Raw genomic sequence first — 12,768 nt, 5'->3', positions numbered from 1 at the left:
CCCGAACGCAGGCAGGTTCGCCTTTCGGTGAATACAGCATGCCATACCGTTTTCGGATTCGCTATGGTCGCGCTCGGAGACGCGGTCGTTGCATGTTGAAGAGGCATCTCGCTCAGGGGTCTTGCACGCGAAACCCGCATGGCATACTGTGTTCGCATTCCGCAACGATCGCGGACTCCCGAACGCAAGAGGACTGACGATGACGTCAACACAGAAGACAGCGGCCCGCTCGAAGCCGACCGCTGAGGAGCGGGCGGCCACGAAAGCGCTGAAACAGCACGACCGGGTGTCGATCTGGAAGGTGATCCCGTGGTCGACGCACTCGTTCTCGATGAACGCCCTGATCGTGTTGACCGCGTACTTCACGATCTACGCCACCGACACGCTCGCCCTCAACCCGGCGATCGTCGGCGGTCTCCTCGTCGTCGCGAAAGTGCTCGACGCGGTCGGCGCCTTGCTGAGCGGTTTGATCATCGACCGGGCGCCGGAGACCCGCTTCGGGAAGGCGCGGCCGTTCGACCTCATCATCATCGCTTGCTGGGCGGCGACGGCGTTCATGTTCTCCACCCCCGGCACGCTGGGCGACGTCGCGAAGTACATCTGGATCTTCGCCTCGTACGTGCTCTTGACCGCGCTCTTCATGCCTCTGTACAACGCCAACAACGCGCTCTACACAGCGCGGGTCTTCCCACGTCGAGAGCAATACGGCGATGTGGCCGCCAAGACGGGCCTCATCACGGTGTTGGTGGCCATCGTCATCACGATCGGCATGCCGATCGCCGTCGGCGCTGCCGGCAAGGACCCTGCAGCGTGGTCGCTCGTGGCGGTCTGCGTCGCGGTGCCCTTCATGTTCATCGGCATGATCCGGTTCTGGGTCTTCCGTGAATCGCCCGATGCGGCGGAGGTCGGCGCAGAACGCGTCCGGATGGCGGACATCCTCCTCGTCCTCCGCACCAACCCCTACATCTGGGTGCTGTCAGCGATGTCGTTCCTCGTCGGCATCTACTCCGCGAACGTCGCGCTGAGTTACTACTTCCGGTACATCGTCGGTGACCTCGCGCTGCAGTCGGTCGTGTCGATCTCGTTCGTTGCCCTGATCCCGCTGATGATCTTCTTCCCGGTGCTCATCCGGAGGTTCTCCGTGTCCCGGATGATCGCCGTGTCGAGCTTCATCGGTGCCCTCGGGTTCATCGTCATGATGTTCGCGAACGGCAACCTCGTGATCATCATGATCTCCTCGGTCATGACCGCCCTCGCAGCGCTGCCGGTCAGCTTCCTCGGGCCGATCCTGATCATCGACAACTCGACCTACAACGAATGGAAGGGGAACAGGCGGCTCGAGAGCGTGGGCGGAGCGTTGTTCTCGTTCGCCACGACCCTGGGTCAGGCTGTCGCCGCCGCCATCGGCGGGTTCGTGCTCGCAGCGTCGGGATACGACGGAACCGTCGACGTGCAGGGCGGTGCCGCGCAGAACGCGATCATCGGGCTCAGCAGCTGGGTCCCGGCGATCTTCGCGATCCTGGTCGGATTCGTCGCTCTCTACTACCACCGCCTCGAAGGGCAGATCAAGCTGATCAGCGCTGAGGTGCTCGCACGCCGCGCAGTCGACGTCGAGACCGCCGTGATTCCGGGCGCACCGTTGAGCGGAACCGAAGCGATCCGCGTGGTCCGCAAGGAGCGGGGAGCACCCTTCTTCAGGCGCCACCGCTGAGCATCCCTGGTCGCCAGGCCGGATACGCTCGTGTCATGAACGCACGGGGACCATACGCAAAAGGCCGAGCGAAGAAGGCCGAGATCCTGGACATGGCGCTCGATGTCATCTCGCGCGAAGGCTACTCCGGTGCGACCGTTCGCCAACTCGCCGATGCTGTCGGACTCAGCCAGAACGGGCTCCTGCATCACTTCGGCTCGAAAGACGCGCTCTTCACGCAGATCCTGCAACATTACGACGAACGGATCGCCATCGATGTCGACCCTGAGCACAGTGATTTCGCATCCGACCTCGTCGAACGGATTCTCACGGCGGTCGACGTGGAGCAGGCGTCGCCAGGCATGACCCAGCTCACGTTGCGGCTCGGAAACGAAGCGACAGAGCCGCAGCACCCCGCGCACGAGTTCTTCCGCTACCGCAATAACGCCATCAGACGCATCATCGTGGGAGCCGTCGACGAACTGCACGCGCGCGGCGAGCTGGGGGAGGAGGTCGACGCCGAGAATGTCGCGTCCCTGGTGTACGCCAGCTGGGACGGCCTGCGTACCCAGTGGCTGTACGATCCGAGCATCGACGTCCGGAGTCGCATGACGTATCTGCTCACCGCGCTCGGTCTGATCGCCGATCGGTCATCCCTGACGTCGCGCCGAACCGATTGACCGAGACCCGAGCACCGTCGGGAACGACACAGAAGAGCCTGTGGGGCCTGGTCACACTGCCGACGTGGTGAGGTCGATGGTGACCGCCGGGAGGCCCTCGGCCGAGACCTGCATCGAGATGGAGCCGACCGCCGTGGGGCGAACGATCGCGAGTGCACGACCGTCGTACGTCCTCCACGACTCCTGGGTGAACGACTCGTCGGTCGACGGACGACCGCTTGCAAGCGCTTGGAGCACTCCCGCGCCGTCGACGCGGACGGTCACCGTCACCTCACGTGCTGTGTCGAGGATGCCGAGCTCGTCTCGAAGCTCGATGCCGACGTACGCCAGGTCTCCGTCGTCGGCGCGGAGAGTCCTCCGGTCTGCGGTCACCACCAGTGCGCTGGTCCCAGCGGTGTGCAGCTCGGTTCGCTGTCGTCCGCCGTCGGCACCGATACCCACCGCTGCAAGCGTCCCACGTTCGTACGGGATCGTGAACACAGTGCGGAAGCCGCTGTCGCGACCGGACGGTCGTCGGTCGACGGTGATGCCGTTCAGCTCGAGTTCGATCTCGGCAGCGTCGCTGTACACCTCGACTTCCATCTCCGTTCCGGATTCGACGTCCCACGTCCAACTCGAGACGGCGTCGCTCCAAGCCCATTGCATCTCCAGTCGACGCACTCCCGGGGCCATCGGACGCCGGACCGCCATGTACGGTTCCTTCCGGAGTCCGTAGACGATCTCTCGGAAGTAGGACTGCGGTCTGCGGACGCCGGTGATGTCGATGTCGCCCGACCAGGACGTCAGCCAGGGGTACGCCGGATCTCCGCCACCGCGTTCCGTCGGGTCGTCCGTGTAGTCGGTCCTGCCGAGGCCGACTTCGCCGAGGTAGTCCCAGCCGGTCCAGGTGAAGCCGCCGATGACGTGGTCGTGTTCGAGCGTCCGCGACCAGGACACGGCGGTGTCGCGCGGGTTCGTCTCTGTGCCGAGGACGACTCGGTTGGGGAAGCGGACACCGTCATCCGCGTACCGCGCCTCGGCGTAGTTGAGGCCGGCGACGTCTGCGACGCCGTGTGCTTCAGCCGTTTTCTCTCCGACGACATCCGAGACGGTGACCGCATCGAAGAACTCCGTCATCTCGTTCATGACGTCGTTCACTCCGCGCGCAGCTGCATCGTCGAGGCGTCCGCGAAGGTCGTCGATGACGTCTGCTGCTACGGCCCAGAATCCGCTGATCGCGGTCGTGACGAACCGGGTCGAGTCCTGGGCTCTGATCCGTTCGGCGATGTCCCGGGCGATGACGGCGCCTGCCCCGCTTCCATACTCGTGGATCTCGTTGCCGATGCTGTAGAGGATGACGCTCGGGTGGTTGAAGTCCTTCCGCACCATCGCGTCGACGTCCCGCTCCCACCACTCGGTGAAGTCGAGCGTGTAGTCGAACGGCTTGTTCATCTCCGTCCACGCGTCAAACGCCTCGTCGAAGACGAGCATTCCCAGGCGGTCGCACGCGTCGAGCATCGCTGGACTCAGCGGGTTGTGTGAGCTGCGGATCGCATTGAAGCCCGCCTCCTTGAGGAGCTCGACACGCCGCTCCTCGGCGCGACGGATGGTCGCGGCGCCGAGCGGACCGTTGTCGTGGTGGACGCATGCGCCGCGGAGTTTCACGGTCTCGTCGTTGATGCGGAGTCCACGCCGGGGGTCGAGTCGGATGGTCCGGATGCCGAACGCCACCTCGACGGCGTCCAGGGCAGCGCCATCCTCGTCGAGGAGTCGGGCGGAGAAGTGGTACAGGTTCGGATGGTCGACACTCCAGCGACGCGGCGCCTCCACGAACAACCGGTTCCGGACGATCGCCTCGCGACCCGACACGATCGTCACCGGCCCGCGGTCCGAGGCGACGAGCGCCCCATCCCCATCGTGGACGGCCACCTCGAGCGTCAGCCGGCGAGTACTGATGTCCTCGTTCTTCACGATCACCGCAGACTCGACCACGGCTCGTTCCGCATCGACGTCGGGCGTCGTGATGCGCACGCGATCGTCGGCGAGGTGCGCGAGCGGTGCCACGACCAGCCGGACGTCGCGATAGATGCCGAGCCCCGAGTACCATCGCGAATCCCAATGTGCTCGTGCCTCGACGCTGACGGTGTTCTCCTGCCCGTAGCGCAGATGCGCATCCAGCGAGATGCGGAAGACGGAGTACCCGTAGCGCCATTGTCCCGCGAACTCGCCGTTGACGTAGATCATGGCGTCCCGATACACGCCCTCGAACTCCACCGAGACACGCTGCTGTCGCCATGCAAGGGGAACCTGGAAGCGCTTGGTGTATTCGACCTCGCCACCCGGGAAGAACGCCGTGGAGGGTCCGTCGCCATCACGGGCCGACCGCGGCAGATCCCGCATGGCGTCGTGGGGGAGCGTGACGGGCGTCGCGGCGTCATCACCGCCGAGGAGGTCGACGAAGCCGCTCACCTTGCGACGGACGGTCCAGCCGTCGTTGAAGAGAGACATCGTCATCGGTCGACTCCAGAGGTCGAGAGTACAGTCTCGCGCACCGCATCAGCGGTGGACGGCCAGCTGCGGCGAACCGTGTGGCGGCCGCCGGTGAGCCGTTCCGGTTCGTGGCCATCGAGTTCGAGCACTGCGGAGACGCCGTCCGGGACCTCGATGTCGAGTTCGAGGATGCCGGAATCGTCCAGACGCCACGCGACCGACGCTCGTCCGAACGGCGTCTCACGGCTGGCAGATGCCGCTCCGATCGCCCGGTGCGGCAGCGGCGCGATACGGATCGCCGTCCAGCCTGGCGCTGCGGACCGCAGCCCGGCGACCGTGCCATGCAGCCAGTCCGCAACAGCCCCGAACGCGTAGTGGTTGAACGAGGTCATGCCGCCGGGATGGATCGATCCGTCCGGCAGCATGCTGTCCCAGCGTTCCCAGATCGTCGTCGCCCCCATGGAGACGGCGTAGAGCCACGACGGTGCCTCGCGCTGCAGGAGCAACTCGTACGCCTCGTCCGTCGCCCCGGCGGCCACAAGTGCGTCGAGGATCAACGGTGTTCCCACGAACCCGGTTCCCACGTGGAACCCGCCATCCCGCACGAGTCGCCGGAGGCGATCGCCGGCGACGGCCCGGGTCGCATCGTCGACGAGGTCGAGCTGCAACGCGATCGCGTACGCGGTCTGAGAGTCACTCGACAGCGTGCCGTCGGGCAGGACGAATCGCTCGCGGAACGCCGTCACGATCTCCGCACGGAGTGCGGCGTACCGGGCGTGAGCCGCTTCGTCGCCGAGCAAAGCTGCTGCCCGCGCGAGGAGTCCGGAGGAATGCGCGAAGTACCCGGTGGCGACGAGTGCCGTCTCGGTGGCCCCGCGAGCCGGTTCCTCGGGCGGTGCCGTCGGATCGAGCCAGTCGCCGTACTGGAACCCCTCGTCCCAGACCCTGCTCGGACCCGCGAGACGCTCCACACCGTCCACCCAGCGCTGCATGAGCGCCCACGAGCGTCGGAGGACGTCGACGTCGCCGGTGGCCTCGTAGATCGCGAACGGAACGAGGGTGGCGACGTCTCCCCACACCGCCGTGTGATGGTGGTTGAAGATGGGGTTGTGCTGCAGTTCCTCGGGGAAGGGCAGTTCGGGGACGAAGTACGGGATGAGGCCGTCCTCGTGCTGCTCGGCCTCGACGTCCTGCAGCCAGGACTGGAGGAACGCGGCAGTGTCGCTGAGGAACCCGGCTGTCGGGGCGAAAACGGCGATGTCGCCCGTCCACCCCAAACGCTCGTCGCGCTGCGGGCAGTCCATCGGGATCGAGAGGAAGTTGCCTCGCATGCTGCGGACGACATTGCCGTGCAGCTGATCGATCTCCCGGTTGGCGGACGCGAACCAGCCGGTGCGCGGAAGGGCCGTCGAGACGACGATCGCGGTGACGTCCGAGGGGTCCAGGGCGTCTTCCGGCCACCCCTCGACTTCGGCATAGCGGAAGCCGTGGAAGGTGAACGACGGCTCCCAGCTCTCCTCGCCGGTGCCCGCGAGGATCCAGCGATCCGTCGCAGCAGCAGAGCGGAGCGGCCGAACGCCCAGTTCGCCGTCCTCGAGGACTTCGGCGTGGCGCAGGGTGATGGTCGTGCCGGCGGGTCCTCGCGCGGTGAGTCGCAGCCATCCGACGAGGTTCTCGCCGAAGTCGAGGATGGTCTTGCCGGCCGGCGTCTGGAGCACCTGCTGCACCTGGAGCTCGCTCACGCGCCGGGTGGGCGGCAGCCCGATCGGGAGCAGCTGGGCCTCGGGGAGCTGTCTGACAGTGACCTGATACCACCGTTCTGGGGTGACCAGGTCCGAGCCGGGAGCGAGTTCGCGGCGTGCGTCGTAGTGCTCGCCGTCGTAGAGGTCAGCTGCCAGCGTCGGGCCGTGCGTCCAACGCCACTGCTCGTCGGTCCGAATCACGAGGGGTTCCGCGGCGGCGGTGGTGATCTCGAGTTGAGCGATGGCGCCGAGGTCGGTCCCGTAAATCGTTCGGGAATCGGTGAACCCGAGTCGGCCCGCCCACCAGCCGTCACCGAGTCGGATCTCCAGGACATTCTCGCCCGGCGTCAGGAGTTCTGCCACGTCGTACGTGGACACGGCGATCCGATGCGTGTAGGACTGCCACCCTGGTGCGAGGACGTCCGGGGTGACAGCCCGCCCGTTGATCGTCAGGGTGCCGATACCGAAGTAGGTCACGTAGAGGCGTGCATGCCGGATCGGACCGGGAACGTCGAACCGCCGGCGGAGGATCGGTCGGCCGTCGTCGGAGATCGGAGCAGCCACGACGAGCGCCTCCCAGTCCGTCCGGTGCAGCAGGCCGGCTTCGACTCGTGCGGCCTCGCTCCACGCGCTCGGCACCGATCCTGCGACGCTCCGGACGCGAACGTTCCGTACCTCGCGCGACTGCAGCTCCGGTCCGACCCACGCTGTGCCGAGGTGCGCCGATGCAGGAACGGTCTCACGCCAGACAGCCTCGCCGTCGGCCGACGTCACTTCAACCTCGTAGGCGTCGACGTCGGGCGAGCCGCGCCAGGACAGTCGGGGACGCGATGTGCCGACGACATCGCCGCCGATCTGTCGCTCGAAACGGGGCGCGCCGGGGGTGACTGGCATGGTCGTGGGAATCATGGTGTCTCCGTGGAAGTGAGCGACGCTCACGTGTCATCTTGCGGTTGTCTGGATGAGGTCGTCGCTACGTCTGGTCGTCGTCGTCGGCGTCGAGCAGCGCCAGACGGGTCGCACGGCGCTCGCGCTGCAGTCTCGGATTCGCGATCGGTGCCGCCATCTGCAGGCGTCGCGTGTACGGGTGGTTCGGATGGGTCGCCACCTGTGCAGCCTCGCCGATCTCGACGATCGCTCCCTGCCGGAGCACGCCGATGCGGTTGCTCACGGAGTTGACGACGCCGAGGTCATGGCTGATGAGGAGGTAGGCGACACCGGTCTCCCGCTGGATCTCCGCGAACAGTTCGAGGACTGCGGCCTGCGTGGTGACGTCGAGCGCGCTCGTCGGTTCGTCGCAGACGATCACCGCTGGGCGCAGCGCGATCGCGCGGGCGATCGCGATGCGTTGCCGTTGCCCACCGGAGAACTCGCGCGGGTAGCGCTTGCCACTGCCCGCAGGCAGTTGCACCGCATCGAGCAGCTCCCGCACCCTCGTCCGAGCATTGTCGACCCCGATGGCGAGCAACGGTTCGACCAGGATGCTCTCGACGGTCATCGACGGGTTCAGCGAGGAGTACGGGTCCTGGAAGACGACCTGGATCTCGGCCGCGATCTTCCGTCTCGTGGCACGATCGACGTTGCTGATTACCTCTCCCCGGAAGCGGATCTCACCCTCACTGACCGGCGCGAGGCCGAGGATGGCGCGCCCGATGGTGGTCTTGCCCGACCCGGATTCGCCGACGAGACTCAAGGTCTCTCCGGCCTCGAGATCGAAGGACACCCCGTGGATCACCTCGGTGGACGTGCCCCGTCGGCCCGGGAATCGGACGATCAGGTCTCGGACGCTCAATAGCGGTTCACTCATGGGTCACTCTCCTGCCAAGCCGACGCTCAGCGACGATGCCAACAGCTTGCGGGTGTACGCCTCGCGAGGCCGCTCGAACAGGTCATCGACGTCTGCGTGCTCGACGATCAGTCCGCTGCGCATGACGCTGACCGTCTGGCAGACGTCGGCGACGACGCCGAGGTTGTGCGTGACGAGCAGCATCGCGAGACCGCGTTCGGCGCAGAGTTCGCGGAGGAGCTCGAGGACTTCGGCCTGGACGGTGACGTCGAGGGCGGTCGTCGGCTCGTCTGCGACGATGATGTCCGGGTCGGAGGCCACTGCGCCGCAGATCAGGACGCGTTGCGCCATGCCGCCTGAGATCTCATGCGGGTAGAGGCCCATGACGCGTTCCGGGTCGTTGATGCCCACCCGACCAAGGAGCACGAGGAGGTGCTCGGTCGCTGCTGCTTTCGACATCTGGCGCGATGCTCGGACACCCCGGAGGAGCTGGGCTCCGATGGTGAACGACGGGTCGAGGTTGGACATCGGCTCCTGAGGCACGTACGCGATCCGTCGGCCGCGTGCCCGAGCCATGGACTGGTCGTCCTCGAGGAGGTCGTGTCCGTCCAGGAGGACGGTTCCACCGAGGGTGAGCGCATCGCGCGGCAGGATCCCGAGCATGGAGAAGGCGATCTGTGACTTCCCGGAGCCGGATTCGCCGACGAGGCCGTGGATCTCGCCGCGGCGGAGGTCGAGGTCGACACCGTGGACGACCTCGACGACGCCACCCGCCGGTGTGGGGTAGCCGATCCGAAGACCCCGGACGGACAGGACGACGTCGGGGGAGAGGTCCTGCTCGGTGCCGCTCGCGGAAGCGGTGTCCTCACCCAGCTCGGCGATCGCTGCCGTGATGAGTTTGGCTCGCTGACGGCGCGTCGGAGCCTTCACCCGAGCTGACTCCTGGAGCACGTCGCTCAGCGCGTTGCCGAGCAGGATGAACGCGAGGATGGAGATGCTGATCACGAGCGACGGCCAGAGGACGCCGGCAGGGTTGAAGTAGATCGACCGGAACGACGTCTGTAGCGTCTGGCCCCAGGAGGCCTGGGTCGGATCGCCGAGCCCGATGAACGAGACGCCCGCCTCGATGCCGATGCCGGCCGCCATGATGAACGCCGTCTGGATGATCACCGGCGCTTGAACGGCCCACAGGATGTGTCGACCGACGATGCGGACGTCCGACAACCCGACGACCCGTGCGGCGTCGACGTACAGCTCGCCACGGACGCCGATGACGATGGAGCGGACGAGACGGTAGTAGTTCGGTGCCACGATCACACCGAAGACGCTCATGGCGGCGGCTAGGTTCGGACCGGTGAGCGCGTACAGGGCGATGAGGAGCACGATGCCGGGCAGCGACAGGATGATGTCCGAGACGAAGCCCGCAACCGCTTCGAAGCGACCGCGGTAGAACCCGGCGATGAGACCGGAGGTCACGCCGAGTGCCACCGACACGACGGTGACGAGCACGACCGCGATCAGCGTCTGCCGGCTGCCCCAGATCAGGCGGGACAGAATGTCGTACCCGGCCACGTCGCCCCCGAGCAGGTGCCCGGGACTGAACGGCGGAAGGTTCGCGATGTCGAGGTCGGTCGCGTTGATGGAGTACGGGGCGAGCACCGGCGCGAAGACCGCGCAGATCACGACGAGCAGGATCCAGAGGGAGCAGAGGACCGCCTGCGGGCTTCGCAGGAGTCGCGCGAGGACGCTCCGGCGATCTCGTTCGCCCTCGAGCGCCAGTGCAACGGTGGGCGTCGGGTCGACGGCGGCGGTCATCGGGTCCTCGCTTTCGGGTTGAGCAGTGTGATGAGGAGGTCTCCGACGAAGTTCACGACGAGGACGATGATGATGGTGACGAGGACCGTGCCCATGACCATGGGGACGTCCTGGATCTGCGCGGACGATGCCGCGAGCTGCCCCATGCCGGCGAGGGCGAAGACCTGCTCGATGAACACGGCGCCGCCGAGCAGTCCGAAGGTCTGGAGACTGAGGACCGTCAGGCCGGGCGCAGCCGAGTTGCGCAGGACGTTCCGGAAGATGATCTCGCGCTCAGGGATGCCTCGCGTGCGCAGGGTGCGGACGTAGTCACGACTCAATGTGTCGAGGATCGCGGTGCGGAACTGCTGCGCCGCACTGGCGACAGAGCCGATGAGCAGGGCCAGTACGGGGAGGACGAGGGATTTGAGCCACAGGTCGATGCCGTCCTGCGGCGGTACGTACCCGGTTGCCGGGAGGATTCGGAAGAAGATGGCGAAGGTGAAGACGAGGGCGATCGCGACGATGAACGCGGGAATCGCCGTTCCGAGGACGGACAGGAACTGCACGACCCGATCGATCCAGCCTCCCTTGACCGCCGCAGTGACGCCCAGGAGGACGCTGATCACGGCGGTGAGGACGAGGGCGAGGACGACGATGGTGAGCGTGACCGGCACGCGGTTCGACAGTGCAGAGGAGACGGGCTCGCTCGTGTAGAAGGAGCTGCCGAGGTCGCCCGTGAAGACCCCCCGCAACCAGTCGAGGTATTGCAGGAGGACCGGCCGATCGAGACCGAGCTGCGCCATCTTCGTGGTGACGTCCTCTGGTGTGGCGCTCAGTCCCAGCGTCGCTCTGGCGATCCCTTGTGGGTTGCCGTACATGAGCGAGAAGGTGAGGAGCGTCACGATCAGGAACGTCGCGACAGACCTGAAGAGGTTCTTGGTGATGGTGGAAAGCATGTCTCGATCTCGATCGGCCGGTGTCGGCTACTTGAAGTCGCGCAGGCGGGGCGTCAGCGCTTCAGGGTCGGACTCCGTCGGGATCGACACCTTGTCGGGGTTGAATGCGAAGTTCGATCCGGTGAACACCATCGGCGCGAACCAGGCCTGGTCGACGATGTACTGATTGATCTCCTGCTGGAGCTGCTTCGACTCCTCCGGCGTCGCCGTCGCCAGCTTCGCGTAGCGGGAGTCGACGTACTCGTCAGGCTGGTGCTGAAGATCCCAATAGCCGTCCGGGGTCGACTCGACGTAGATCTGCTGCACGGAGTCACCGAGGTTGCCGAGCTGCCACAGGACGACGGGGTACTTGCCGCTGAGCAGGTCTCCGATCGCATTTGCGCCGGACAGTGGCGCCTCAGTGACGGAGATGTTGATCAGCGCCAGCTGCTGCTTCACGTACGGCATGAGTGTCTCGAAGTTCTGGCCGTCCATCGTGGGCAACTCGAGGGCGAAGCCGTCGGCGTATCCCGCTTCGGCCATGAGGGCCTTCGCCTTGTCGACGTCGAATGGATACGGATCCTTGAGATCGTCGATGAACGCCGGAGTTCCCTCGCGGAAGACCTGCGCTGCAGGCTCGCCGTTGCCGAGATAGAGGCTCTTCACCATGGCCTCTTTGTCGAACACCATGTTCATCGCCTGACGCACCCGCAGATCGCCGAGTGCGGGGATGACGGCACCGAGGTGGTCGGAGAGGATGAGGCGGGTCGTCTGACCCTTGAAGGCCTTGATGTCCATGTTCGAACCCTTGACCTCGGCAACGCTCGTGTTGCCGACGAGGGTCGCGTCGATCTGACCCGTCTTCAGCGCTGAGACGGCGGCTGCGTCGTTTTCGAGCACCTTGACGACGACCTTCTTGAACGGGAACGACGTCGTGTCCCAGTACTGCTCGTTCTTGGTGAACGCGTAGACCGACCCAGTCGTCGTGCCCTTCGTGTCAAGCGTGTAGGGGCCAGACCCGACCGGCGAGTCGAACTTGCCGGCGCTCAACCACTTCGGAGAGACGATGTACGGGTTGCACAGCTTGCTGCGGAGCGTTGCCTGGGGCTCCGGCCAGGTGATCGTCACCGTCGATGCATCGGGCGTGTCGATGGTGATGCCCTTGTAGTCGGCAGTGGCGCCGCCGTTGTTCACGTTGTATTCGAATGACGCTTTGACGGCAGCGGAGTCGACCGGCGTGCCGTCGGAGAACTTCTCGCCGCTGCGGATCTTCGCGGTGATCGAGTCGTTGCCCGCTGAGATCTCCCACGACTCTGCGACAGCAGGTTCGAGTTCACCGACCGAGTTGCAGCGCACGAGACGCTCGTAGACGGCGTCGGTGGCCCAGTTCTGGTAGCCCGGCTGGTCGACCGGTGACCAGCCATACATGTCGAGGGTGGCCCCGATCGTGAGCGTGTCGCCCTTCTCGCCGGACGATGCGCCACTGCCACCGGAGCATCCGGTGAGCAGGAGGGCGGCCGTCGCGAGAGAGGCGACGATGCCGATAGACGTGCGTCGCATGTACTTACTCCTTTGTATGTAGAGGCGCTCGTGCCTGACGGGTGACAGGAAGAGCAGGGCAGTCTTGGCCCGAGCTGCCGACGTCGGTTCGCATCAGGTTCGTACTACG

The 12,768-nt window shown here is 66.0% G+C and carries 8 protein-coding genes; 2 read left to right on the top strand and 6 right to left on the bottom strand.

Annotated features, from left to right (window positions below; genetic code table 11):
* The first annotated feature begins 199 nt into the window (after window positions 1-199).
* The gene (locus tag KXS11_RS05970; protein WP_437384636.1) at window positions 200-1,711 is read left to right on the top strand and encodes an MFS transporter; all 1,512 of its coding nucleotides are present in this window, start codon (window positions 200-202) and stop codon (window positions 1,709-1,711) included.
* A gap of 35 nt (window positions 1,712-1,746) precedes the next feature.
* Window positions 1,747-2,370: a TetR/AcrR family transcriptional regulator gene (locus KXS11_RS05965; RefSeq protein ID WP_437384635.1), complete on the top strand. Its 624-nt coding sequence runs from the start codon at window positions 1,747-1,749 to the stop codon at window positions 2,368-2,370.
* A 51-nt stretch (window positions 2,371-2,421) separates the two neighbouring features.
* On the opposite strand, the gene KXS11_RS05960 is transcribed toward KXS11_RS05965, so the two are convergent.
* From KXS11_RS05960 to KXS11_RS05935, 6 genes are all read right to left on the bottom strand, one after another.
* Window positions 2,422-4,863 carry a glycoside hydrolase family 2 TIM barrel-domain containing protein gene (locus tag KXS11_RS05960; RefSeq protein ID WP_437384634.1) on the bottom strand — a complete coding sequence of 814 codons (2,442 nt, stop codon included), beginning with the start codon at window positions 4,861-4,863 and terminating at the stop codon, window positions 2,422-2,424.
* Entirely contained in the window at window positions 4,860-7,475 is a 2,616-nt protein-coding gene (locus tag KXS11_RS05955; protein ID WP_437384633.1) for a family 78 glycoside hydrolase catalytic domain, read from the bottom strand. The genes KXS11_RS05960 and KXS11_RS05955 overlap by 4 nt, the downstream gene beginning before the upstream one ends.
* A gap of 79 nt (window positions 7,476-7,554) precedes the next feature.
* On the bottom strand, window positions 7,555-8,388 hold the full coding sequence (locus tag KXS11_RS05950) for an ATP-binding cassette domain-containing protein (protein WP_437384632.1): 834 nt from the start codon (window positions 8,386-8,388) through the stop codon (window positions 7,555-7,557).
* Between the two features lie 3 nt (window positions 8,389-8,391).
* Window positions 8,392-10,182: a dipeptide/oligopeptide/nickel ABC transporter permease/ATP-binding protein gene (locus KXS11_RS05945; RefSeq protein WP_437384631.1), complete on the bottom strand. Its 1,791-nt coding sequence runs from the start codon at window positions 10,180-10,182 to the stop codon at window positions 8,392-8,394.
* Window positions 10,179-11,120: an ABC transporter permease gene (locus tag KXS11_RS05940; RefSeq protein ID WP_437384630.1), complete on the bottom strand. Its 942-nt coding sequence runs from the start codon at window positions 11,118-11,120 to the stop codon at window positions 10,179-10,181. The genes KXS11_RS05945 and KXS11_RS05940 overlap by 4 nt, the downstream gene beginning before the upstream one ends.
* A 27-nt stretch (window positions 11,121-11,147) precedes the next feature.
* On the bottom strand, window positions 11,148-12,659 hold the full coding sequence (locus KXS11_RS05935) for an ABC transporter substrate-binding protein (protein ID WP_437384629.1): 1,512 nt from the start codon (window positions 12,657-12,659) through the stop codon (window positions 11,148-11,150).
* Window positions 12,660-12,768: the final 109 nt, after the last annotated feature.

The sequence above is a fragment of the Plantibacter flavus genome (assembly GCF_051487245.1).
GTDB lineage: Bacteria > Actinomycetota > Actinomycetes > Actinomycetales > Microbacteriaceae > Plantibacter > Plantibacter flavus_B.
This window is presented reverse-complemented; position numbering and strand designations above follow the sequence as displayed.

What these genes read in the sequence shown, in the direction of transcription:
- KXS11_RS05970 (WP_437384636.1), top strand. Translation starts at nt 200, where the DNA reads ATGACGTCAACACAGAAGACAGCGGCCCGCTCGAAGCCGACCGCTGAG.
- KXS11_RS05965 (WP_437384635.1), top strand. Translation starts at nt 1,747, where the DNA reads ATGAACGCACGGGGACCATACGCAAAAGGCCGAGCGAAGAAGGCCGAG.
- KXS11_RS05960 (WP_437384634.1), bottom strand. Translation starts at nt 4,863, where the DNA reads ATGACGATGTCTCTCTTCAACGACGGCTGGACCGTCCGTCGCAAGGTG.
- KXS11_RS05955 (WP_437384633.1), bottom strand. Translation starts at nt 7,475, where the DNA reads ATGCCAGTCACCCCCGGCGCGCCCCGTTTCGAGCGACAGATCGGCGGC.
- KXS11_RS05950 (WP_437384632.1), bottom strand. Translation starts at nt 8,388, where the DNA reads ATGAGTGAACCGCTATTGAGCGTCCGAGACCTGATCGTCCGATTCCCG.
- KXS11_RS05945 (WP_437384631.1), bottom strand. Translation starts at nt 10,182, where the DNA reads ATGACCGCCGCCGTCGACCCGACGCCCACCGTTGCACTGGCGCTCGAG.
- KXS11_RS05940 (WP_437384630.1), bottom strand. Translation starts at nt 11,120, where the DNA reads ATGCTTTCCACCATCACCAAGAACCTCTTCAGGTCTGTCGCGACGTTC.
- KXS11_RS05935 (WP_437384629.1), bottom strand. Translation starts at nt 12,659, where the DNA reads ATGCGACGCACGTCTATCGGCATCGTCGCCTCTCTCGCGACGGCCGCC.